This is a genomic window from Pseudomonas sp. FP1742 (genome assembly GCF_030687145.1).
GTDB lineage: Bacteria > Pseudomonadota > Gammaproteobacteria > Pseudomonadales > Pseudomonadaceae > Aquipseudomonas > Aquipseudomonas frederiksbergensis_D.
The window spans coordinates 5089586-5114348 of the sequence record NZ_CP117460.1; the positions used below are offsets into that span (position 1 = coordinate 5089586).

Genomic DNA, 24763 nt, shown 5'->3' on the forward strand with positions numbered 1-24763 from the left:
GCTGGTGTTGATGTGGCGTTTGACAGATCGCCTTCGCGAGCAAGCCCGCTCCCACAGTTGATCTGCAGTGAACACAGAATTTGCGCCCTACTCAGGTTCTATGTGGGAGCGGGCTTGCTCGCGAAGAGGCCCACATAGACACCAACGATTAAAGTGCGATCACCATAAAAAAGCCCCACCAGGCTCAACACCTGGCGGGGCTTCGATGACTCAGGAATCGGCGCTTAAGCGACGTTCATGGTCTTGTGCGTATCAATCAAATGCTGCACCACACCCGGATCGGCCAGGGTCGAAATATCCCCCAACCCTTCGTATTCCGCCGTGGCGATCTTGCGCAGAATCCGGCGCATGATCTTGCCCGAACGGGTTTTCGGCAGCCCTGGCGCCCACTGAATCACATCCGGCGAAGCAATCGGGCCGATCTCTTTACGCACCCAGTTTTTCAGCTCCAGGCGCAGTTGCTCGCTCGGTTCTTCGCCCGCATTCAACGTGACGTAGACATAAATGCCCTGCCCCTTGATGTCGTGCGGCACACCCACCACCGCCGCTTCGGCGACTTTCGGGTGCGCGACCATCGCGCTTTCGATCTCGGCGGTGCCCATGCGGTGCCCGGAAACGTTGAGCACGTCATCCACGCGACCGGTGATCCAGTAGTAACCGTCTGCGTCACGACGCGCACCGTCACCGGTGAAGTACATGCCACGGAAGGTCTTGAAGTAGGTGTCGACGAAGCGGTCATGGTCGCGATACAGGGTGCGCGCCTGGCCTGGCCACGAATCGAGAATCACCAGGTTTCCCTCGGCAACGCCTTCGATAATGTTGCCCAGATTGTCCACCAACGCAGGCACCACACCGAAGAACGGCCGTGCTGCCGAGCCAGGTTTCAGCGCGTGAGCGCCCGGCAGCGGGCTCATCAGGGTCGCGCCGGTTTCGGTCTGCCACCAGGTATCGACAATCGGGCAACGGGACTGGCCGACATTCTTGTAGTACCAATCCCACGCTTCCGGGTTAATCGGCTCACCGACCGAACCTAACAGACGCAGGCTGCTGCCATCGGCACCTTCGACAGCGGCGGTACCCGACGCCATCATCGCGCGGATCGCGGTTGGCGCGGTGTAGAGGATATTGACCTTGTGCTTGTCGACAACCTTCGCCACCCGGGTGATGTCCGGATAGTTCGGCACGCCTTCGAACAGCAACGTGGTCGCGCCATTGGCCAGCGGGCCGTAGACGATATAAGTGTGACCGGTGACCCAGCCGACGTCGGCGGTGCACCAGTAGATTTCGCCCGGGCGGTAGTCGAACACGCGTTCGTGGGTCATCGCCGCATACAGCAGGTAACCGCCGGTGGTGTGCTGCACGCCCTTCGGCTTGCCGGTGGAGCCGGAGGTATAAAGGATGAACAGCGCTTCTTCAGCGCCCATCTCTTTCGGCGCGCAAACGCTGCCCGCCACTTTCATCAGGTCTTCGTACCAGATGTCGCGATGCTGGTTCCACTTGATGTTGCCACCGGTGCGCTTGCACACGATGACTTTCTGAATACTGCTGGTTTCCGGGTTGGTCAGCGCGTCGTCGACGTTGGTCTTGAGCGGGATCTTCTTGCCGGCACGGATGCCTTCGTCGGCGGTGATCACCACTTTGGATTTGCAGTCGATGATGCGACCGGCCAAGGCTTCCGGCGAGAAACCACCGAACACCACCGAGTGAATCGCGCCGATCCGGGTGCAGGCCAGCATGGCGACCACGGCTTCGGGGATCATCGGCATATAGATCGTCACCACGTCACCGCGGTGCACATCCTGGCCGCGCAAGGCGTTGGCGAACTTGCACACTTCTTCGTGCAGCTCGCGGTAGGTGATGTTGCGGCTTTCGGCAGGGTCATCCCCTTCCCAAATAATCGCGATTTGATCGCCGCGCTCGGCCAGATGACGGTCGAGGCAGTTGTAGGAAACGTTCAGCGTGCCGTCGGCGAACCATTTGATGTCGACATGGTGATCGTCAAAGGACGTCTGCTTCACCGTGGTGAAAGGCTTGATCCAGTCCAGGCGCTTGGCTTGTTCGCGCCAGAAGCCGTCCGGGTTGACGACCGACTGCTGGTACATGGCCTTGTAAGTGGCCTCGTCAGTCAGCGTATTGGCTGCTACCTCGGGACGAACGGGATACAAAGAAGCCGCACTCATCTTTCTTACCTCGGTGGAATAGTTGTTTTTGTATGGCCCCAGTTGTAGCCGGGGCGGGCCTATAGAACCATTCGACGATGGTAGTAACAAGCCCCTACAAAATGTGGCTATACCGCAACGAGAAGCTCAAACCCGGCTATTGCAGGGCTTCGCAGGAGCCTGCGATCTTTTGATCTTCGCGGGGATTGTTACCAAATCTGCCAAAAGTGTTTATCAAAAGCACGGCTATATGCCCGCCAGCCCCAGGCCTAAAATCAGCCTCGCCAACACGGCAAAGTGATTAACCCAGTTGCAGCCCCCACGAAGGCAGTTAATCCAAGACTCTTTATTAAAGCTCCACACGCAATCCTAAAAAGATTGCGTGACCCCATTCGACCTCAGAAAGGTAACTTTTAAATGAAAGCTTTATTGGTTCTGGCCCTCAGCAGTCTGTGCGCAACCGCCATGGCAGACGAGGCTCCGACTGATGCCGCCAAACAACAACCCGTCGTCGAGGAATACACCTACTCCACCCACTTGGACATCGCCAAAGTTATCTCGATGAGCGAAATCCCGAATGTCTGCGAAGTGGTACCGGCCAAAATGGTCTACGACGACTCCAAAGGCCAGCGACACATTCTGCGTTACAGCGTCATGGGCAACGGCTGCTCCAACGGCTGATCCGCCCCACTTTTATCTCCCGAGGCTCGACCCATCCTTTTTTAGAGACCAGATGAAGCGCCGGGCCTTGTATCGATAAATACGATTGCTTTAAGCATTTATTTGCACTTTTTAATCAAAATACTTGGCGTAGTATTCATTCCACACCCAAGGCACACAACGCCAACGAACCTGGAGCCACTACCATGAAAACCAAACTGATCCTCGCCCTGACCCTTTCCGTCCTGGCCGCCAACACCTTCGCCGCTGACGGCTACGACCGCACTGGCTCGGCTGCTTTCAACGACGCGGCTGTCGCTTCTGACGGTTACGACCACACCGATTCTGCCTCTTTCGCGGCCGATGGTTTCGATCGTACGGGGGCTGCCAAAGTCGCTGCCGATGGCGCTGATCACATCGGTGCAGCCAAGGTTGCCGCCGATGGTGCCGACCGCGTGGGTGCCGCTCGTTTCAGCTGAAACCGGGCGCGACATCACAGCCCGACTTCGGTCGGGCTTAGTTGTGTCTGGAGTGGTTGAAAATCGACCAAAACCACAACATGTAGTGAAAAACATGGTTTTTTGGTTGTTTTTTGAGCAATGCTTTTCAAGCTCCCTTACAGCTCAATATTGCACACAATCTCGTCCACAAAACCCCGCCCATTGCTCTGCAAGCCCCGTCTTACCTGGCTTGCAACGTATCAGCCGCGCTTAACCGGGCGAACACCCTGATCTCACCGTCAAAAACCAGCCGAAACAGGCGAAAAAAAAACTTCCTCCGCCAAAGCCCTGTAAACCCTCGCTCCAACCTGAAAACGCCCCTCGCCGAGCCCTCCAGGTGCCATTTCGCCGCACCACGGGGCCGAAAATTTCCTTATAATGCGGACTTAAACGGGCCTGCAATATTCCCTTACAGGGGTGAAAAGCCAGTCTGAAGCCCACGCAGAGCGGTTCACGTTCTCTGCGCCCATCAGCGGCTTCGGAATACCCGTACAAAATTCTGTTTATTGCCTGCGTTGTACTGCTGCAACAAACGATTTCCTTTAGATCCAACGCGGCCAGAACCGGCCGTGTGAAAAACCAACCTATCAGTTTTCACACGGGCAATCTGGCCCTCACGCAGGAGACGACACGTCATGCTGAGCTGGGACGAATTCGACAAAGAAGATGACGGCGAAGTCGCTGTAAAAGGCGCCAATGCCGGCCACGCTTCTGAAGCCAACATGGACCGCCTCGACAGCGCCGGTGGTGCCGCCGCTCAAGAGGCCCGCGCCGTGACCGCGACGGACTCCGCCGCGATCGCCCGCGCCAAGGCTGCCCTGGACTCCCTCGACGTCGCCGAAGGCCTCGCCGAACTGGAAGGCGCCTCTGCCCGTGTAGCTGTCGATGAAAAGCGCATGATCAACTGCCGCGCCGACCTCAACCAGCTCGTGCCATTCAAATACGACTGGGCATGGCAGAAGTACCTGGACGGCTGCGCAAACCACTGGATGCCGCAAGAAGTCAACATGACCGCCGACATCGCCCTCTGGAAAAACCCGGAAGGCCTGACCGACGACGAGCGCCGCATCGTGATGCGCAACCTCGGCTTCTTCTCCACCGCCGACTCCCTGGTTGCCAACAACCTGGTCCTGGCCGTGTACCGCCTGATCACCAACCCGGAATGCCGCCAGTACATCCTACGCCAGGCCTTCGAAGAGGCGATCCACACCCACGCCTACCAGTACTGCATCGAATCGTTGGCCATGGATGAAGGCGAAATCTTCAACATGTACCACGAGATCCCATCGGTCGCGAAAAAAGCCACCTGGGGCCTGAAATACACCCGTTCGATCTCCGATCCGAAGTTCGAAACCGGCACCGTCGAAACCGACAAAGAACTGCTGCGCAACCTGATCGCCTACTACTGCGTTCTGGAAGGCATCTTCTTCTACTGCGGCTTCACCCAAATCCTCTCCATGGGCCGCCGCAACAAAATGACCGGCGTCGCCGAGCAGTTCCAATACATCCTGCGCGACGAATCCATGCACCTGAACTTCGGCATCGACGTGATCAACCAGATCAAAATCGAAAACCCGCACTTGTGGGATGCCGAGATGAAGGAAGAAGCTTCGCAGATGATTCTGCAGGGGACTCAGCTGGAGATTGAATACGCTCGGGACACCATGCCACGCGGGGTATTGGGCATGAATGCGGCGATGATGGAGGACTATCTGAAGTTCATCGCTAACCGTCGTCTGTCGCAGATTGGGTTGAAGGAAGAGTATCCAGGGACTACTAACCCGTTCCCTTGGATGAGCGAGATCATGGACTTGAAGAAAGAGAAGAATTTCTTTGAGACTCGGGTTATTGAGTATCAGACTGGTGGGGCGTTGAGCTGGGATTGATTTCCGAGCCGCTCAAAATCACTATATCGAGAAACCTTCTCGCTATTCGTGAAATAGACGCACCAAAAAAGGGCTGTCAAATCGGGGAGCAGCATCAAAACCTAAACCCGCCTCATAGAAAATGAAACGGGCTCTGCGAAAAGGGTTGCCAGATGGCAGCCTTTTTTGCTTTTTGCTTCCGCGGAAACGTGCCCCCTCACACAGTTGATTCGGAAAACATCCTGACGTGGGTGCCCCGCATGATGGGCGAGTCAGTGAGGCTTTCCGGCGAGTCCATCGAGCAGAACGAACCCGAGCTGGCGACTGAAAACTGGAAAAAAATGCCGGATACACACCCTGACTTTAGAGACCATCTGCGGGGGGTATTGATGCCTCTGGCGGGTTGGGAGCGCTCAGTAGCGCGTGATCACGCCAAACGAATCTTCGATATCTTGCTGAAAAACTAACGCGGCGTTGCCCATGCCAGTATTGAATTACGGCCAAACACCTATCGAGTGGTACTTCCAGTTCGATACGAAGCTTAAGCGCCATTACGTAACTGTGGAACGGGGGCGACCTGTTCTGCTGCGCGGGCCGCTGGTGGATGAGCCTGAACAAGAGGCTTTGGTACTCCGTCGTGCACGCTGGATTCGTGAAAGGCTGGCTCAGGTGAATCAGCCCCTGGCCAGCGAGCCCATCGTAACGGGCAGCCGTCTGCGCTATGCCGGGCGTACTTACTTCACCGAGGTAAGGCATGTGCCGGATATCCTCAAGCCCCGACTAACCTTCACAGCATCGCGTTTCATCGTTGATAACCCGGATGGTGTGAGTGTCCATCCCGATGCGCTGATGCCCTTGCTGGAGCGGTTCTACCGGGAGCGTGCTCACGAGAAATTGTTGGTGCGTGTCCGTCATTGGCAGCGAGAAACAGGCCTGCAAGCGACTGGCGCTCGTATCCGTCACTTCCAAAGCCGTTGGGCTAGCTGCGATGCGAACAACACCTTGGAGTTTCATCCGCGCGTGATGGAGCTACCTGCCAGCGTGCAGGATTACGTCATCGTCCATGAGCTGTGTCATACGGTGGAAAAGAACCACACCAAGACGTTCTGGGCGATGGTGGCTAGCCATATGCCGGATTGGCAGAGGCAGCATCAGGTGCTGGAGCGGGCGGCATTTGGCGATGCGGTGTGAGATCTAGCTGAATCGTGCTTGGATAGATGCCGTTAACAACTTCAATCATACTCATCGTGGAGCACCAGGGCACGACACGTCGTTCGCTCATCCTCGATGCTAAATGGCGTAGCGGAAGGAGCAATGTCCTGAAAGCGATGGAGTCCGCACACATCTACCATGACAGCCTTCGCCTTGGTCTTGGTCTTGATCTGGCGGCGGAACGCCCCAACCGCTGCATTTTGCTTCTGCCGGGAGCAAGCGATGTAGAAAGCCTAGGTGAACCCAACTTCATCCACGCTCATGGTGTCGGCGCTATCACGGAGTTCCTACCTCACGGGGTGGGAGTCGCATTCCTGAAGGCCCTGATCAAGGAGTGGCTCACGCCCCTTTACGCTTAATCCGCAGCACAGTTTTTTTACCTACCCCATCACTGAAATTAATTGGAGCCACCTGCCGACACTGGTCGCGTGGTGATTTGAGTAAGCCGACTCCAAGAGTCATGCGCCTCGCATCAGAACACTACACCCTCTAGAATCTCGCGCCAGCACATGCTTGAGCAGGGAAGAAGCGCATGCCGAACAATAGGAAGACCATGGTCACCGTACCTCCATCTACCCCACAGCTGCCAGATGAACTGAAGATCCACGCTTTCGGCGTAGGGCACGGCGACTGTTTCCTGGTTGAACTTCAGCAAGCCGGAAAAACCGTCTTTCGCATGCTGAATGATGCGGGCAAAGCGGGCCCCCATGTGGATAGCCTGCTTGTACACTTGAAGGAAAACAAACGCACCGACGACCTGGACTTGGATCTAGTAGTTTTGTCGCACGTCGATGCTGACCACCAAGGCGGCTTACATCAGCTTTTTGCCGACAAGTCGATCCGCATTGGTGCCTATTGGGGACCGTGTCTTCCGGCCTTTCGGCGAGCCCGGTGGTTGTTTTCCCATCGTGTCCAACACGCAGTCGATTCTGCCGCATTGCTGGAATCAGCGATTAGCACACGCGCCATTCCAATCATCTACCCCCTGGAAGGCCATACTGATCGATGGGTGAACGGCCAAGTGATGCTGAGCGTCATCTCTCCAGCTGCACGACTGCTCAATCGGTTGTTGTATGGATCAGAAGGCGACTTAAAGGGTTTGATGGACGCCGGCCGACTACCGTTAGAGTGGCTAGTAGGCCCTGCCCCCAGGGAAGAGGGCGAAGTACTCGGACTCGACCTCAGACAGCGTACATTCAGCGAACCGAATGACTTCCCTAGTAGCCCCCCATCCCCCAGCCGCGAACCAAATTCATTGGACTGGTTCTCGGATGAGGCGGTTGACGAACCGAACTTCTTTGGCAATCGCGTGCTGAACGATACCTCGTTAGTGATTGCTCTGGATGTGTGGCTGGATGGGACACATCGTCGTCGCGTCCTTCTCACAGGAGACCAGGAAAACTGGGCGTACATTGCATCTCGACACCCCGCTGGACTGGGCGTTGATGTGCTAAAGGCCCCCCATCACGGTGGGATGGTGTACTTAGCGGATAGGAAGGACAGCGACCAAGAAAGCAAGGATGCCGGTGTTGTCGAGCAAACATACCTCTGGCTACGTCCGCGCATAGCAATTGTCAGCGCAAGCGGCACATATAACTTGCCACACAATCGCGTACGAGATGCCCTGCGTGCGGTAGGAGCCGCTGTGATGTGTACAAATGTCCGTGGGATGGAGCGAATTACGCCGCCAGCGGAAACCCAATCCGAGAATAAGTGCTGTCACAAGGTTTTTGAGTGCAGCAAAAACAAACAGCCAATGCAGTCCGTCTTGACCCTGACACGACATGCAGAGTCGATGGACCGTCCAGGATGTGTCTCCGACACGGGAGCAAGAGGCGCAACTCCGATTGTGGTAATGACTCAGCGACTGGTCGAGCCGGATGAAACATTCCTGCGCTGGACGAGCGGAGAGTTGGAGAACCACGCAGTCTGGCTTAGAAGCCTACTCGAAATGGTCAGAAGAGATTTTGTGTCAGCAGTAAATGGGAGGGGCCCATTAGACGCATTGCAATGTGAGCCAGTGCCCTGGCGTTTTCTCGCCAGCAAGGCATTGCTGGCCAAACGGAGGCACTTTCTCGACTCACCATCTCAAGTCCTTCAATACGCCCGAACTCGCGGCATGATTTGGAGTTCTCAACAAGACCTACGCAACAGCTATGATCATGCACAGTTTTATGCAACCCCCAAGGCAAAGGACTTGAAGGTAGCGACAGCGTTTGTCCGCGCCATGCCGAACTTGGCCTTTCATGCCAAGCCTTCGTGGGCATCACTGGTGGGACACGACAAACTGTCCGTACTTTCGTCAGCGAATACCGAATCGTTGCTTCACTTGCTGGCGGTGAAACTCTGCCTGCCAAAGGCACTGGTGGAAGACGAAGTGATGCCACATGTACTGCAAGACATGGTCGATCACTTTCACTTCCGAATTTGCAGGCTAGAGAATCCAAGATATCCAATCGACAGCGATAGTGAGGACCTGAAGCTGCTTTACCTCAGCCGGAACGATGGAAAGGCCGCTGAAGTGCCTAATCTATTCGACGAAGACTGGAAATCGCACGTCCCCCCCGATGGATACCGTTATTTAAGCAACGAAAACCTGTCGTTTGTATTAGATGAAACCCAGAAAGCAGGCCTTCTAGGGCCCTTGTTTACTGTTCATAGCGGACGTCTGATGGCCGCCACACAACCATTCAAACAGTTCATCGACATATTGCATTATTACTACGAGCATAAGGAAAACTCGACTTTCGCAACGGCGTTCAAATTAGCGGTCTGGCGAGAACTGAAACAGCAAGACGTTCGGAATTGAGACGCGCACCTCAGGCAGTTACCGAACAGCTGTGGCGGGAATGCCCCCCCTGAAGGGACATCAAAGGCCAAAGATGTCTATGCCACGCCTAGCGGCGGTAGTCGAGGTACGACGGATTGAAACTGTCGGTCTCGCGAGGGCGGTAAATGCCATAGGCAGGACTGACCAAGCAAGTGTGGCGCGCCGCGCCCAAGGCAGCCATCCATGCCCAGAGGGTGATAACTACGATATCGCCCGGACGACAGATCTTATGGCCGACATAGCTCGCTGCCTTGAACATCATCAGCCGAATGAACAGCGGCGCTGTTGCGAGCATAAATACCGATTGGAGTCTCCAACCTATCAAGATTCAAATGTCGACGGCGTTTCGCGAAGATGGCACAGTGACACACGCCTAAAAAACTGAGATGGGGCAGCTGGAGACGTCGTAGAGGGTCTGCGCTGCGTGGCATGCTTTTGAATCTTCAGCATAAGGATTTGCGTCAATGACCGCGTCCACTCCTGCTGTAAATCCCATAAAAGCCTGGCTCAGCGAGTTTTTGCTCACCCGCGAGCTATTCAAAGGACCTAACGGCAAGCCTCTGTACAGCTACCAATTGTCCGAACACGAGTACGCATCCTTACGCGATTTACTTCAAAAGTACCTTCGCCTAGCGTCCAGCCCAGTTCAGGTCATACACCTGGGAGCATGTTTTTGTTTATTCGTCAGTGAGCAGTACCGTAGAAATTACAACAGCTCATGGTCCTGGTCAGGCGCTGAGAGCGAGTTAGCCGTCTCACTTTCACACAGCCAACATGCAACCTTGACCAGTAAAGGACTGGAATACTGGAAACGCCCTATTCGGTACCGTGAAAACGGTAGGGACTGGCTAGGGTCCCTTTTCGCAGAAGGTGGGTTACCTTGGCCCCTAGTTCAAAAGGAATCACATGGCTTTGGCAAGGCTGTCAATCGAGGCATTAATCTCTTCAGCGCAGGGAGCAGCCACCGAACAACGGCTGACCTAATAGCGGCGCACGAAGATGAATTGCCAATTTCCTTTCGAAATCTAGAAACCAGGCAGCTGCTTGCCGGCATTGTTGAACAGTTGATGCATCTGGCGGGGCAATATCCGCTTAAGGATCAGAAAGACCCTGCTGCCTACCTGGATAAAGTCGCTCCTGAGTGGACAGAAGCCTTTCCAATCCCTCTCGATGAAACTAACGCTAGAGGCCTGATCAATGATTGGCTACATGATGCTGGCAAGCAGCGGCTTGATAGAAAAGAGGCCCTAATTCAAGCCAGAGCATTCACCTGTGAGCATTTTCTATTAGGCACACTGCCGGACTGGAGGATTAGGACAGAGCTGGCCTTGCCAAAGGAACACTCATTTGACATTGATGCCCAGCAGTTGGGTAGCACTCGGCTCGATCAAGCCTATTACGAAGGTGAGCACATATTAGCTCGTGGGCCTGCGGTGTATGCCCAGCTGAACGAGTCGCGTCTGACGATCCGCTTCTCCAATCCCTCAATATCAATAGAACGTCGCCGGCTAGGCGAACCTGTCACGCTGCGCTTACTCGACAATGGACGAGTTGTTCAATGTTACCAATTCGACGGCAGCGAGTTGGATTACGAAGAAACGCCGTTAGTTTTTGAGCAGCGGGCTGATTGCTGGCATTTGGTCGGAACATCTTCTTGCGGTGTCGCTGGTGAGTCCGCACGTATTCGCATTCCGACCAAATTTAGTTTTTCGTCAGACGGCCTCGCACCATCGCTGCTAACTACCGACAAAGAGAGCGGCCAGTGGCTGGATCTACGGGCCGATGTATCGCTCCAAAACGGCCCTGACCTCTATCGAATCGAATTAAATCAAAATCAAAACGAACACCGAAAGCCCGCTCTGGCCGGTGTTCAGGGGCTCTATGACAGTAACCCAGGTGTTGTATATTTGGGTTGGCCACGACTGGAGTTGCCCGAAGACTATGAGTTTGGTCTGGGCGATATTCTAGAATTTGCCAATGGGCAACCGCTGGACACTCTTCGCCGTACCGGGCCCTTCGGTGTCGTTCGTTACACCTTGAAAAACCGCACGGGAAAAACGCTTTTAACTCGCCGCTTTGCCGTCCTACCCAAAGAATTCAGTACCTCGTTGCTTCCCGCAACCACCGAAAAACCTGCTCGATTGCAGGTCAAAGGTGCGCTCCAGCTTGACTTAAAAATCGACAGCTCTCTGCTAATAGCCAAGCGATTGGAGTCTGATCACTCCGCAACCACTTTCAGCCTTATTCATCGAACCGATACACCTCCTGCTGGTTTTACGCTGGAGATCGACCAGAAAAGCAGCAATCAGCCACTACGACTTCGCCTCCCGTACCCGTATCAAGGAGCCCGGCTTATTGGACCAGACGACCGGCCCTCACGAGCACACGAACTTACGTTACCTGAGCTTATAGGTCATCGCATCGCATTGACCTCAGGGCAAACTCAAGGGCAAAGTTTCTACATGCAACTGGAACTGGTGTGCGAGGCGCTACCACATCCAAAACGGCACTATGAGATCAAAGTAGGCTCATCGCCCACGCTGCTAAATTTGTTTAGCTACCAAAATGACATGCTTCAAATGCTGGGAGCTGTCGACGAACAAGATGCGTTTATTAAGCTCACCTTAGAAACCGAACAGCGCGCGCTCAGCCTGAATATCAGACGGTACAACGGCCGCTTACAATGGGAAAGTCGAGACACATTCACGATCTGCGAAATAAGTAACGCGACAATTTTGAATGACACCGAAGTTGAAGCAATGTTGCTTTCTGATCCTAAACAAGCGCCAGTCAAAATTGAGGAACTCAAGAGTCAGGATGTTGGCACCGGGCGATTTATTATACCCAACACCATGCAACGTGATGGCCCATGGCTAATCTATCCGGCCAAAGATAGTAAAACTCAATTTCGCCCTGCACTGTTCGTGCCGGCTTCGTAGATTACTGAAATTCAAACTGAAGTTTTTTCCCTGCACAGAGCGACACAGGTTTTCCACCCAAAAGCCAACCCAAACGCCATCAGTCAACAAATCACCGTCATGGCAAAAGAGTTCGGACACAGTGGTTGGCAATATTTAGCGGATTTGAAGCAACATTACGCGCACCTGCCGTTGTCCTCATTTGAAAGCTGGAAGGCACTGTCAAAGCAACCAGAGGCGCTGGCATTCGCGGTGCTCCGACTAGAAATGGACGAAGCGTTCTGCGCTCGAATTCGCGATGAGCTGGCGGTAATCTGGGAAGCAATTCCTCTCCCCATGTGGGCCGAAGCGCATGCACGATTTTTACAAGGGCTGATGGCATGTGGCTTGCCGGAGATTCTTATCAAGAACCTTGAAACGAATCGCGCGGCCGTGTTGCGACTTGTGGTTTCCGGCTTTGATTATTTGGGCGACTACCTAAGTACTGGCAATAAAAGCAGTCTGACCAAAATCCCTCCCCAATTGGTGGTACCAGGCTGGAATCAAGCCTTACGCCAACAACACGCTACCGACAGACAGTGGCCTACCGATCTTACTGCGGAGTTGACTAGCTGGCTCCTTCAGAATCCGATACCTGCATTCTTGAGAGAGATTACCCCTGTTGGTTTCACTAAAGCGGTTTCTTACTTACCAATTTTTTTGGCCTATGTGACGGCAGGCAAAGCCACCCTAAATGATCTTCCTGTGCCGATGGCGTACCTAAAATTCGCCATTCGATTGGTTTCTGATTTTGACCGTCAGGGATGGTTCGCACCTACTCACGCACTGATGGTTTCGTATTTGCTAGCCTCCGAAGACGAGGCATAAGGAGTTCCGATGCGTTTTTTCACGGATTTAATTGAGCAAAGCCTTAACCGCACGCGGGAAGCAACCCTAGGCGTCCTAGGAGTTAACGAACCAGGGCTTCGCCGTCATCTGAACGAACAAATGGTTGATGAATTGGGCGCCGATGGCTGCTTTCTGGCTCCGCCGGTTTTCGAACATACGTTTGGTTGGAAAGAGTCGGAAAAACGTCTTCTCGACTTAGAGGGGTCATTGCTCTCCAAAAGCCTGCTCAATACATTACAAAACGCCCATGCGTATGACTTTCCAAGAGAAGCCCATCCCTATACGCACCAGCTTCAGGCTTGGCGAACGTTGCTTAACGAGAAACCTCGATCTGCCATCATCACCAGTGGCACCGGCTCGGGGAAAACAGAATGTTTTATGGTGCCTATCCTTGAAGATCTAATCCGGGAGCGTGAGCGAAATCAGTCGTCTTTGATTGGGGTAAGAGCGCTATTTCTCTATCCTCTCAACGCCCTAATCAACTCTCAACAGGAGCGATTAGATGCATGGACCCGTGCGTACGGTAAAGATATCCGGTTTTGTTTATACAACGGTAAAACTGAAGAACGCGAAGGGGTCATTCGTAAAATTCAAGAACAGAAACCCAACCAGGTTTTGTCACGTGAGCTTTTGCGCAAAGAGCCCGCGCCAATATTAATGACCAACGCGACAATGCTCGAATACATGCTGGTTCGTCAGGTAGACAATCCTATCCTGGAGATTTCAAAGCAGCAGCAGTCTCTACGCTGGATTGTCCTCGACGAGGCACATACTTACGTTGGTTCTCAAGCCGCAGAAATGTCCCTCCTGCTGCGCCGCGTCGTTCAAGCCTTCGGTAAAAATCCTGAAGAGATTCGTTTTGTCGCGACATCGGCCACCATCGCCGGGGGGGAGGCCGAAGAAAAGTTGAAACGGTACCTTGCAGACCTTGCAGGAGTGCGGCTAGAACAAGTCGACGTCATTGGAGGATCTCGTGTTTGGCCGGATATCTTGTTCGACTCGAAAGTCGAAAAGGCCTCGCTGGAGGTCGTGCAGGCTATCGAGAATGAACAAGAAATATCACTGTCCCGTTTTGATGCTTTAGGACGCAATTTAATAGCACGCGCGTTAAGGCATGCGATTGTTAACTCGACGAAACCGTTAGATTTAGATGAATTACTGACGATACTGAAATCCGAATTGATGCCCGGCTCGCGGCTGGAGCAGCAACGGGAAGTGTTAGGTTGGCTCGATGTATCAACCGGCACCCGACGCCATAAGGACGAACCGCCGTTTCTTAAGCTACGGACCCATCTTTTTCAACGAATGCTTCATGGACTATGGTCCTGCATAGACCCCAATTGCACTGCAAAATCTAACAGTCTGATTGAATGGCCATTTGGCAACGTCTACGTTCATCAACGTGCACGCTGCGAATGCAACGCGCCAGTGTACGAATTAGGATTTTGCGATGACTGTAAAACTCCGCATTTGATTGCAGAGGATCGCAATGGGGTTCTTCACCAATTGAGCCCGTACGCAGGAGATGAGTTTTCTCTGAGCTACGAAAGCGGCGAAGAAGAGACGTCGCCTGAACGTGAGGTAACCGGCCCCACTACTAGTCGTACGTATGCACAACGTTTGGTAATTGCCGGGTTGCAGGTTGCACAAGATCCCTTTTTCAGCGTCAGCCTCGATCTCGACACCCACGGCTTATGTGCTACTAACTCAGCGCGCCCTATCAACATTACTATCGCTGAAGAGAAAGCGGCTTGCTGTAGTCACTGCGATCACGAACTTCCAAACAAAAAAAGCTTTCTGAGAAAAGCGTACCTGGGCGCTCCATTCTATGTTGCGAATGCCGTCCCGACGGTGCTGGAGTTTTGCCCAGACGCCGACAAAAAAGACAGCAATGAGCGCTCCCCAGAAGAATTACCCGGTCGGGGGCGCAAGCTAATTACGTTCACTGATAGCCGTCAAGGTACGGCACGTATGGCCGTACGCATGCAACAAGAAGCCGAGCGTTCGCGGTTGCGTGGCTTGGTATTTGAAACGCTTCGGAACGTTCAGGCCAAAGCTGATGCGGAACCTAAAGACGTTCCCACTGGCAACTATGATCTGCTGATGCGCCAGGCAGAAGGCTTAGAACAGTCGGGAATGGGTGTCATGGCGGCAGAGCTACGCAGACAAGCGGCCGCGCTACGATCCGGCAGCGCCCCACAAAAACGAATCGTCAACGTCGATTGGGCAAGCATGGTGTATGAGCTAGCAGCCTCCAAAGATGTTGAACAGTCAATCCTGCGCTACAACCGCTACGCCAACCCGGTCCTTTTTGACGGGAGCCAAGGTGGCGCAACCATGGCCCGCCTACTTTTAGCTCGGGAATTTTCCCGACGCCCAAAAAATCAAAACAGTACGGAGACTCTCGGCCTCGTAAAAGTAGCCTACCGAGGCCTCAAAGAAATTAGCTCTACACCGCCGATGTGGACGGAAACAAACGCGGTACCGGCGACAGGACCATTTTCGGCGCCTGAAACTCGCTTAACTCTTGAGGATTGGCACGACTACCTTAAAGTTGCACTTGATTTTTACGTGCGCGAGAACACCTTTATAAACATGGATCGCGACATGCAATCCTGGATGGGCAGCAGGTTCACCCCCAAATCGCTGTTCTCTCCAAAAACCGAGCTGGAAGAAAGCACTACAGTAAAAAAATGGCCTCAAGTAAAGTCTGGGAATCCGCATCGGTTAGTAAAACTATTGGAACAAGCCACCGGATTGAATCGGACGGTCGCTACAGATGCGGACAAAATCAATGCTTGGCTAGAGGCTGCATGGTCTGCTCTAACACAGGCTCTCATCCTGGAGCCCGCAGACCCAGGGCACCGCCTGAAGCTAGAAACACTGACCTTTTCGCTATTAGAAGAGGGGTGGCTCTGCCCGATAACGCACCGAATTTTTGACTCGACTTTTCGTGGGCTAACCCCTTATTTACCCATAAAGTTGCGTCCGCAAGACTATCGTTGCCAGAAAATCCAACTCGCCTCGCTAGCTAATCTCCAGATAGATGGTAGCGCCGTGGCCAAGCAATTGCAGATTCGTACGCAGGTCTTACAAGACCCGGTCATCCAGCACCTTCGGTCTGAGAATCTCTGGACCGATATCAGCGACCGTACCGTGGAAGGCGGATTTTACTATCGAACCGCAGAACATTCGGCTCAGCAGTCGGCCCAGAGACTCGATGACTATGTTGATCTGTTTAAGAAGGGTGATATCAACGTACTCAACTGCTCCACGACTATGGAGATGGGCGTAGATATTGGAGGCATCTCTGCTGTAGTGATGAACAATCTGCCGCCCCACCCTGCCAACTATTTGCAACGGGCGGGACGCGCCGGACGCCGTAGTGAGGCACGCGCGATAGCCTACACCTTATGTAAAGCGGACCCTCATAACCAGCGCGCGTTTGCACAGCCTAAGTGGCCATTCATTACCGCCATTCCCGCTCCCACCATTACTTTAAGCTCTTCTCGCATTGTTCAGAGGCACGTCAATTCGCTGCTCTTGTCTATTTTCCTAAAGTCAAAAACCAGTAGTGACGGTGACCGAACCAGGCTGACTCTCCAATGGTTTTTTGGCGGGGACGACTCGCCCTGCCAGCAATTCAAAAGCTGGCTGACTAGTTGTCAGACAGAATTCGCAGACCCAATCAAACGCCTTGTCAGCGGAACTTGCTTAGATGGCTGCCTGCTCAGCACAATCTCAGCCGAGACTCAGGAAAGCGTACGTATTCTGGAGGACCGGTGGCTTGAAGAGTCTCGAAAGCTCAACGCTAAGCTGCAAGCGGCGACAGATTTACCGTACAAAAAAGCGCTAGAGCTGGAGAAAAAACGTCACGACGGTGAGTACTTGCTGCGCGATCTCGCGTCCCGTGCGTTCCTTCCAGGATATGGATTCCCTACCGATGTCGTGACACTCAATACCTACAACATTGAGGACTTCAAGCACCAGCGAACTCATCCTGAGAGTCGTGAAGACAGCATTTTCAACAACAAGGAGCTTCCGTCTCGCGGCTTAAACATTGCGATCCGAGAGTATGCACCTGGGTCGCAAGTGGTAATCGATGGGCGAGTCTATCGTTCGGCAGGAATCAGTTTGCAATGGCATGCGTCAGGCCAAGTAAACGAAGCACAAAAATTTGATATCGCCTGGCGATGTTCAAATTGTGGCGCGACAGACGTAATCGAAAATGCCTACACCAACAGCACCGAGCTAGCGTGCTCACACTGCATGCACGCAATTCAACCAAACGAGCGCCGAACCGTCCTTCGCCCTGGCGGCTTTGTTACGGACTTTTATGAGTCCACGACAAACGACATCACTTCTCAGAAGTTCATCCGAGTCGAACGACCTCGCATCCAACTGACTGGCGAGACGATCTCGCTGCCCGACAAGCGGTGTGGTTTCGTTCGATTTGGTCACGATGGCAGTGTCTTTCATCATTCATCCGGCGAACACGAAAAAGGTTACGCCGTGTGCCTAACCTGCGGACGTGCAGATTCAATGCTCGCCTCCGGTGACATTCCTAAAAATCTGCTTCCAGATCAGCTACACCGGCCAGTGGGCGGGATCACAGGCAGTCGTAAAGAGTTCGACTGCCCCGGCACGGCAGTTAAGCCTAACCTGTTCTTGGGCTATCAAATTCGCACTGACGTCATGGAGCTTTACTTGAGAAGTCCCCAGACAGGCCTGTGGCTCGGAGATAGTCTGGCAGAGCAAACCATAGCCACGACTCTTGCCGTTGCGCTACGCGACGTAATCGCCGAACTCTTAGGTATTGCCAGCACAGAAATGGGCTTTGGCTTCCGTCTTGATCGCGATATCGAAAGTGGACAAGGGCGAACGGTCATTCAGCTGTTCGATGAAGTCAGCGGAGGAGCCGGGTTTGTCCTGGCTGGCTTAGCGAATACAACCGAGCTATTACGCAAAACGTTAGGGAAACTGCATTGCCCGGTTAACTGCGAAAACGTCTGCTCACACTGTCTTGCCGGTCAAGACAGTCGAGTGGAGCGAGAGGAGCTAGACCGTGAACGCGCCATGGAGTGGCTGACTGTGTCGGGTCTAATCGAACATTTAGACTTGCCCAGTGAGTTTGAAACTGTATTGGGGGCTAGTTATTGCTCGACCGGCCCGATCCGCTATTTGTCCTCAGCGATTAATTCAGTGGATCGCGGTGAAAACGACACCTCTATTTTCCTGGCGATGAGGGGAGATGCAGAGGATTGGGACCTAGACCACCCTTCCTTCCGTGAAAAGATCCTGACTTGGGCTATCGCTGACAAACTCAAGGTGAAGCTGGCAATTCCGTCAAGAGTTTCGCTAAGCAAAGAACAGAAGAACACCCTCTTTGACCTGGCTAGCCTTGGGGTTAGGGTTGAGGAAATGGACAACACCGTCCCTGCGATCAGGCCATACCTGGTGGCCCAAATTCATTCCAAGTCAGGCATCAAGAGTCTTTTTAGCAGCGATGCCTCCGCTGCGATTCCAGGAGCCAGCTGGCTGAGTAGCAACGATGGAATAGTATGGGCTGGAAGCGACTGTGTTTCTGCTTGCGGTAGTCAGTCTATCGACGTCCGGACCTGGCGCCAATTTGAGCAAGGTGCGCGAGTCATCGAAATCACCCATGAACTTGACGGGCCTATCAGCAGCTTGCATAGACGTCTCGCTACTCTCATTGAGAAGCACGCGCCCGAACTGACTGAGTTGATTGCCACGGACCAAGCATCAGTCGTCAGCTATTCCGACCGGTATTTGAAATCTCCATGGTCGTTGATGTTGTTAAGCGGTTTTCTTGAACTTTTCAAAAATGAAAAACTTGAGTCGCTTCGAGTTCAAACGCTAGCATCCAGTGGTGATCAGTCCAGCAATCAAATTAGTCATGACTGGAGGTTTCAACTTGATCAAGAAGCACTTCTAAAGCTTTGGTTGGGTAGTCAGTTCTCCATCTCACCTGAAATTGAAGTAAAAGAACGAAGCAGAGAGCTTCAACACGCGAGAGTGATAACGGTAGATTGGGTGTCGGGTAAGCGCAGCAAAGTTTTCCTTGATCAAGGAATGGGATACTGGCGAGGTAGGATGCCGTATCGCGACCAGATGGGGTTTGACTTCCGCGCTAACCACGAGAGCCAAGCGCTACAAATGCTGGAGAAATATAAAATGGCGCAAATGTGTCCTAGCGGTGATTGGCCCACTTACATGAGCCTGCTCGTGAGCTAAGCCAAGCACCCAATGAGCCAGAGAACGGTGTCCACTTAAGATCAAGTGGACGCCACTTTTCTGTCTTTAAAGGCACTCGAAAATAAGGTGTGCGTCGAATTTCTTTAGGCCTAGGCCTCTACTTCAGCTGTCACGCCCCCCTTCGGCTCATTCGAACGCAACCCTCAGCTTTCTTCGTTCGCGGCGGCCGCTTCCCGCTGAATTTGCGCGTACCCAATGAAAGGCTTCAGCGACCAACGTGCTTGGGCGAACTTGATGAACCGTTGCTCTTGATGGTCATTTAGCTCGCCATGAAGGTCGTGATAAAAGTTGATCGTCCGCCTTCTGCCATCGAAACTTTCGATCAGCGAATGCGTGTCGAAAGCCATTTTTCGAACTTGATGAAGTTCTGTAGGCGGCTCTTCCCCCAGTCCCTCGCAGTAGCGTGGAAGCTTGTCTTCCAGGTCATCGTTGTTTCCCTGAATGTTCAGGCGCAGTTCCAGTAAGACAAAATTGCCTAGCCGGCGCCGTTGGTACTTATCCTGTTTACGGTTGTTTTCCCCCCCACCATTTCTATTTTCAGTAGCCCAGAGGTGCTCCACCGAGTAATAGTCTGAGGTTTTACCTTCCGAAACCCCGAGAAGAATTTTATCAATTTGAATCGTTTTTCGCGGTTGGAGCTTCGCCTCGTAGTTCATGAGGAAGTACCGCAAGCCACGCCATTTGTAAAAATCGTCGGGGCTGTCAGGGTCCAGAGAGAAGGACTTAATAAACCGGTGATCCGCCGCTAGCCAATTGATAAAATTAACGAGCCGGTATTCCAACGCATCCTCATCGGTTTCCAAATGGATACGCCCGACCTTAAGCTCTTCAGGCTGAAGCGCGGCCAAAAGCCCAGAGTGGTAATAATGTGCCGCGTACCAATAGAGATCGCCTTGTCCAGTGTCATTACGTGACGTCATGTTCCGCGCCATGTAGACCCGAAAATTGAGGATCTCCAACAACCGAAGCAGTTTATGCAGGCGCTCGCCCGAGCCCTGCAATTTGATCACCATCGCCAGGAACAGCGGCATAACCGACGCATGACGGGCCTGCGCGCGGATTTGATCAAGAAGTACCACCATCTCAGGCTCTAAACCTGCGTGATCACGCCCATACAGACGTTGATACCAGAGCGCGGCGGTTTTCATAAACTGCACAAAGGCGGCAATTTTTTTGATCACCGGCTCGCGGGGTAAATCCTCAGCCAGACAGCTGTCGAGGTTTACTCGCTTTTTCAGCTCTTCATAACCGTATTGGCTATCGGTTTTATTCAGTTTGAAATGGACGACTAGGCAGTAACGAAGGAATGCACTTTCGTCGCCGGCTGAGGTTTTGCCAGCGATGTTCAAGGCCCTTAGGATTTCTGACCAATCCTGATCGATTGTGTCCCTGAGCGAAGCCGCAGAAAGCTTCACACAGCAGTAAATCAAATAGTTTTTAACCTTCTCCAACTCGCTAAGCGGTTTCCCCCTGTTGTTGATGACCTCGAACATGATCCCCGTTTCAGCATCTTCTTCAGGCGCGAACACCAGAAAGCCGAGCCTGGACTCAAGGATGTCCCTGATCCGCTGTGGCTCAATTCCCAAAGCGATTTTGTCCTCAAGCCACTTCTTAATCGAACCTCTGGCGCCGAGTAATCGTTGGTGCGCCTCAAGTTTAATCGGACTGTTATCGAGGTTGCCTTCAGCCATCACCACACGTTCGAAAAACAACCGTGTATCCGAGTTCAAGCGCAAGACAGCGCGATCATTGCCAAGCTCACCACGGCGTAAATACAGCGCGGAAAACGCAGCCCTTTCTTCGATAGGCAGCGACTCACACAGCAGGTACAGAAAAATGGCAAGCGTGGTCAGCCGCTGCTGACCATCCACTACGTGGAAGGCGTTGTCTGTCGCATGTTTCGGACGACTGAGGACGAGTGTGCCGGTGTAATGACGTAACGCAGCACCATCCTGCATCAGATGATCGACGTCCTTGAGCAGTTCATCGACCTGCTTTTTGTCCCACGCGTAGCCACGCTGATAATCCGGAATGGTGAAAAGCCGATCCGAAAAGATGCTCGGCAGCGTCAGCAGTTGAGCGCCAAATCCTTGTGTGGTCATTGCGGTGTATCGCTCCTTAAATGGGGGGCGTGCAGAGAACGTGAGAGATCACGTGCCCACTCAACGCCATCAGTAACCTTAAGCCTGCTGGATCCGCCAACGACTGAATGATCGTTGTAGGCAGTAAAATCGGCCCAGTTGAGCAACCCCGACGTGGCGGGCGAACCATGATGCCACTATGCCGCCATCGCACTCAGCGGTAAATTTTTATTACAGATTGGGTTTAGGTATTCGGTAGATGCGGCAGCCCAGCCGCGACCAATACGATTTCCCAGCGGGCGAACGTCAATCGGCAATGACTGTGAAACGCGCCGCTTGACGGTCAATGCGATTCAGCCAGGGCTGGGTCGTGGGCAGTCGAACCGCTGTGCGCATAACAGGGTTTTGGTTAAAGGCAGGATGGCAAACTCTAGCGCTATGCAGCCCTTTCACATCCCAGTCATTACCGAGCCTGACTGGACCGAGCAAGCAATCCGTTTCGATTCAGTTGCTGTCGACAGGGATGGTGGTTGATGCTTCCGTGTACGCTGGATCGCTGCTGCGGCGTGAGTCGAGTGACGTCGTCCCCGTCGAACTAGCTCTGCGTAAACCTGTTGTTTGTATAAACCCGTGAGGTTTACGCAAACAACAGGTTTACGCAGACTCTGGCGATGCCGTCACGTGCAGTTGGTTGGCTGATTCGGCATCCATCGATTTTGAGCCTGAGGACATACCGATGAATACGCTTGTGCTTCGTCGCTTCAAAGGTGCACTGACCCTTACCTTGCCAAATGAATTTGTTGCGCAGAATCGCCTGACAGTGGGCTCGGTCGTGGAGTGCTCGATGGTCAATCCGGACATTCTGATCGTAAGGCCGGTTCGCAAAAAGCTGACTCTGGAACAGCTGCTCGCTGACACACCAGAAGACTCACGTGTGAAGGGGTGAGAATCGCTGGGCTGACGGCAAACGTTAGTGCACGGCTCCTTTGCAGAGCATCGCCAGGACGTCGCGAAGACATTCAACTCGGTTCATGCCAGCCAAGGGCTGTACAGGAAGCACAATGAACGGTCGCCACGAAGTGGAAACGTGGAGTCGCTCGCCAGCAGGGCAAATGGGATTGAACCGCGCTGCGCATAATCGGATTTCGGTTCAATCAGGTGGAGTTTCATCTATTGGGGGGATCAGCGCATGCAACTGTATGATCGCGCACAGCTGCCGGCAGAGGACTGGTAGAAGACGTGTTTGTAGGATCTATTGCGAGATCCATCGCTATTTTTTGTAGGAATTTTCGTAGACACCCGTGATGGCCACTCAGTATCGTCCGAGGGTTTTCAACCCTCGGCGATTGTATGGATACTGGAAAGAGCAACAGCGATTGGAGTAACGCGGAGATTCATGCTGCGGTCGATGCCTATCTCAACATGTTGTCACGCGAGCAAAGCGGTCAGAAGGTCAATAAGGCTCATGAGAATCGCGTGCTGCGCGAGGGTGCCTTAGCGGGCCGCACCAAAGGTTCGGTTGAGTTTCGGATGCAGAACATCTCTACCGTGTTAGTCGAACTCGGAAGAGATCGCATTGAGGGGTACAAACCCGCCAAGAATGTCGGTGCGAATGTTGAACGCAGTATTCGTGAAGCGCTTAACACTCAAAGCACTTTGACGCCCGAAGATTTTGTTCCAACGGCTGATGAGGCAACACTAGAGCGCCGCGCTGCCAAACTCGAGAAACAGCCGCTCAAAGGTGAGCCGAAAGGGATTGCGAAACCAGAACAAACTCAGACCACCGGAAAATCTTATCTCCGTGATCCAGAGGTGAGAGCGTGGGTTCGCAAACAAGCTAAAGGTATCTGCGAGGGCTGCCGCCAACCTGCTCCGTTCGAAAAGGACGGCAGTCCGTTTCTTGAGGTTCATCACGTTAAGCATTTGGCGCAGGAGGGTTCGGATCGTCCTAGCAATACTGTCGCGCTGTGCCCGAACTGTCATCGACGTTGTCACCATTCGAGTGACCGGGAAGAGTTCACTGCGTCGCTTTATAAGCAGGTGGGGCGGTTAAGGCCCGAGTAACCGGGTCTAACATTTGTGGCGAGGGAGCTTGCTCCGGTTCGGCTGCGAAGCAGTCGCCAAGCAAACAACTTGATATGTCTGATTCACCGCAGTTGCTGGTTTTGGGGCCGCTTCGCGACCCAACGGGGGCAAGCCCCCTCGCCACAGGGATGGTGTCGGGCTTGATTGCTGTGGTGTTTTTGAGAGTCGCGGGCAAGCCCGCTCCCACAGTATTGCTGTGTTACCGCAGATTTTGCGGTGAGTTGAAAACAGTCAGTGCAACCCGCCCCGCCTCCCGCTATTAATACCCTTCCCCACTCACGGACCCGAGCCCGCCATGAAATTCGACCTCGCCTACTGCCTCAGCCTCGACGACAAGCTGTCGATCTATGACGTGCGCGATTTGAATTTCGACGAGACGATGGAGTTCGATTCCGCCAAGGAGCACTTCCAGTGTCCCAACGATGCTTGTCGTTTGTCCTTCGATGCCGCCAACGTGTTGGGAACGTTCAACGCCAAGAATGTGAATTACGTACGCACGCCGCACTTCAAGAACATGCCCAGCACGCGGCATGTGGCGGATTGTCCTTATGTCAGTCTGAAGACGCCAGCGTCGGGCCTGGAGACGGACGGGGCGGAATCGGATGACGGTCGGGAGGAGCATTTCCCGTCGGAGTTGTTGCTGACTCGGCGTGAGTATGTGCGTAAGCCGCCGAACCCGGCGGTGGCGGCGGATGTTTTGCGCGATGACCCAACACCCACTTCAGCGGCCAGTAACGTCGAGCAGCCAAGCCGGGAGTCGGCGCCGGACAAGACCAGTGTCTTCGCACACCCGGTGGAGTGTTTTGTGTCGAACTTCGCGGACAAGGAGCTGCTCAAGCGCATGCCGCTGAAGATTGGCGAGCACACGGCGCCTTATGGGTCGTTCTTCAAGAAGATCGAGTACCTGCAGGACAACAAGGGGCTGATTTACTGGGGCAAGATCAAGGAGATCAAGGATTACACCCAGAGCTTTCGCATCGATTTCGAACAGAAGGTCTGGTTCAAGCAAGCGGACGAGGCGAAGAAGAAGCCTTATTCGGTGAACGTTTATCTGAGCAAGAAGCTGATCGACAACTACCGCAAGCGCAAGGCGTTTCTGGAGGAGATCAAGCACGCCGTCGACAGCGATGCCGAGTTGTATTGCTTCTTTTATGGCGTGACGCCGGAGTTGAAGCAGGTGCCGAGCAAGAAAAACCCCGAACAGACGTTCGGGGTGTTCAGTGCCAACATCGAAAATCTGGATCACTTCATTATTCGTGAAGCGCCGGGGTTGGCGGATAAGTAGCTTC

General features: G+C 53.5%; 13 protein-coding genes and 1 pseudogene. 12 read left to right on the forward strand and 2 right to left on the reverse strand.

The genetic code is table 11. The features are described from left to right. Window positions 1-224: 224 nt before the first annotated feature. On the reverse strand, window positions 225-2180 hold the full coding sequence (acs, locus tag PSH64_RS23050) for an acetate--CoA ligase (protein ID WP_305478810.1): 1956 nt from the start codon (window positions 2178-2180) through the stop codon (window positions 225-227). A 396-nt stretch (window positions 2181-2576) separates the two neighbouring features. Here acs and PSH64_RS23055 point away from each other — a divergent pair, with 396 nt between their 5' ends. The 9 genes and pseudogenes from PSH64_RS23055 (at window position 2577) to PSH64_RS23095 (ending at window position 19287) form a co-directional block, all read left to right on the forward strand. Continuing rightward, on the forward strand, window positions 2577-2840 hold the full coding sequence (locus PSH64_RS23055) for a DUF2790 domain-containing protein (RefSeq protein WP_105346381.1): 264 nt from the start codon (window positions 2577-2579) through the stop codon (window positions 2838-2840). A 185-nt stretch (window positions 2841-3025) separates the two neighbouring features. Then, window positions 3026-3298: a hypothetical protein gene (locus tag PSH64_RS23060; protein WP_305478813.1), complete on the forward strand. Its 273-nt coding sequence runs from the start codon at window positions 3026-3028 to the stop codon at window positions 3296-3298. A 656-nt stretch (window positions 3299-3954) separates the two neighbouring features. Then, window positions 3955-5205: a ribonucleotide-diphosphate reductase subunit beta gene (locus PSH64_RS23065; RefSeq protein ID WP_007934889.1), complete on the forward strand. Its 1251-nt coding sequence runs from the start codon at window positions 3955-3957 to the stop codon at window positions 5203-5205. Window positions 5206-5357: 152 nt separating this feature from the next. Beyond that, on the forward strand, window positions 5358-5651 hold the full coding sequence (locus PSH64_RS23070) for a hypothetical protein (protein WP_305478814.1): 294 nt from the start codon (window positions 5358-5360) through the stop codon (window positions 5649-5651). A 13-nt stretch (window positions 5652-5664) separates the two neighbouring features. Beyond that, window positions 5665-6375: a SprT family zinc-dependent metalloprotease gene (locus PSH64_RS23075; RefSeq protein ID WP_305478816.1), complete on the forward strand. Its 711-nt coding sequence runs from the start codon at window positions 5665-5667 to the stop codon at window positions 6373-6375. A gap of 26 nt (window positions 6376-6401) precedes the next feature. Continuing rightward, entirely contained in the window at window positions 6402-6755 is a 354-nt protein-coding gene (locus tag PSH64_RS23080) for a hypothetical protein (RefSeq protein ID WP_305478818.1), read from the forward strand. A 194-nt stretch (window positions 6756-6949) separates the two neighbouring features. After that, window positions 6950-9205 (forward strand): hypothetical protein, encoded by a 2256-nt coding sequence (locus tag PSH64_RS23085; protein ID WP_305478820.1) that lies wholly within the window; start codon window positions 6950-6952, stop codon window positions 9203-9205. Window positions 9206-9690: 485 nt separating this feature from the next. Further along, window positions 9691-13011: pseudogene (locus tag PSH64_RS23090) on the forward strand (STY4851/ECs_5259 family protein). 9 nt (window positions 13012-13020) lie between these two features. Next, window positions 13021-19287 carry a DEAD/DEAH box helicase gene (locus tag PSH64_RS23095; RefSeq protein WP_305478822.1) on the forward strand — a complete coding sequence of 2089 codons (6267 nt, stop codon included), beginning with the start codon at window positions 13021-13023 and terminating at the stop codon, window positions 19285-19287. Between the two features lie 164 nt (window positions 19288-19451). Here PSH64_RS23095 and PSH64_RS23100 read toward each other — a convergent pair whose 3' ends face one another. After that, entirely contained in the window at window positions 19452-21410 is a 1959-nt protein-coding gene (locus PSH64_RS23100; RefSeq protein ID WP_305478823.1) for a DUF262 domain-containing protein, read from the reverse strand. A gap of 715 nt (window positions 21411-22125) precedes the next feature. Between PSH64_RS23100 and PSH64_RS23105 the strand changes: the two genes are divergently transcribed. The 3 genes from PSH64_RS23105 to PSH64_RS23115 all read left to right on the forward strand — a co-directional run bounded on the left by PSH64_RS23105 (window position 22126) and on the right by PSH64_RS23115 (window position 24759). Beyond that, window positions 22126-22335 carry a hypothetical protein gene (locus PSH64_RS23105; RefSeq protein ID WP_305478824.1) on the forward strand — a complete coding sequence of 70 codons (210 nt, stop codon included), beginning with the start codon at window positions 22126-22128 and terminating at the stop codon, window positions 22333-22335. A gap of 404 nt (window positions 22336-22739) precedes the next feature. Beyond that, the gene (locus PSH64_RS23110) at window positions 22740-23453 is read left to right on the forward strand and encodes an HNH endonuclease (RefSeq protein WP_305478825.1); all 714 of its coding nucleotides are present in this window, start codon (window positions 22740-22742) and stop codon (window positions 23451-23453) included. A gap of 316 nt (window positions 23454-23769) precedes the next feature. Continuing rightward, complete coding sequence (locus PSH64_RS23115) at window positions 23770-24759, forward strand: hypothetical protein (RefSeq protein ID WP_305478826.1); 990 nt, start codon at window positions 23770-23772, stop codon at window positions 24757-24759. The last annotated feature ends 4 nt before the right edge of the window (window positions 24760-24763 follow it).

Bases quoted from the DNA above. Each gene is read 5' to 3' on its own strand.
- acs (WP_305478810.1), bottom strand. From the start codon at position 2,180: ATGAGTGCGGCTTCTTTGTATCCCGTTCGTCCCGAGGTAGCAGCCAAT.
- PSH64_RS23055 (WP_105346381.1), top strand. From the start codon at position 2,577: ATGAAAGCTTTATTGGTTCTGGCCCTCAGCAGTCTGTGCGCAACCGCC.
- PSH64_RS23060 (WP_305478813.1), top strand. From the start codon at position 3,026: ATGAAAACCAAACTGATCCTCGCCCTGACCCTTTCCGTCCTGGCCGCC.
- PSH64_RS23065 (WP_007934889.1), top strand. From the start codon at position 3,955: ATGCTGAGCTGGGACGAATTCGACAAAGAAGATGACGGCGAAGTCGCT.
- PSH64_RS23070 (WP_305478814.1), top strand. From the start codon at position 5,358: ATGGCAGCCTTTTTTGCTTTTTGCTTCCGCGGAAACGTGCCCCCTCAC.
- PSH64_RS23075 (WP_305478816.1), top strand. From the start codon at position 5,665: ATGCCAGTATTGAATTACGGCCAAACACCTATCGAGTGGTACTTCCAG.
- PSH64_RS23080 (WP_305478818.1), top strand. From the start codon at position 6,402: ATGCCGTTAACAACTTCAATCATACTCATCGTGGAGCACCAGGGCACG.
- PSH64_RS23085 (WP_305478820.1), top strand. From the start codon at position 6,950: ATGGTCACCGTACCTCCATCTACCCCACAGCTGCCAGATGAACTGAAG.
- PSH64_RS23095 (WP_305478822.1), top strand. From the start codon at position 13,021: ATGCGTTTTTTCACGGATTTAATTGAGCAAAGCCTTAACCGCACGCGG.
- PSH64_RS23100 (WP_305478823.1), bottom strand. From the start codon at position 21,410: ATGACCACACAAGGATTTGGCGCTCAACTGCTGACGCTGCCGAGCATC.
- PSH64_RS23105 (WP_305478824.1), top strand. From the start codon at position 22,126: ATGAATACGCTTGTGCTTCGTCGCTTCAAAGGTGCACTGACCCTTACC.
- PSH64_RS23110 (WP_305478825.1), top strand. From the start codon at position 22,740: ATGGATACTGGAAAGAGCAACAGCGATTGGAGTAACGCGGAGATTCAT.
- PSH64_RS23115 (WP_305478826.1), top strand. From the start codon at position 23,770: ATGAAATTCGACCTCGCCTACTGCCTCAGCCTCGACGACAAGCTGTCG.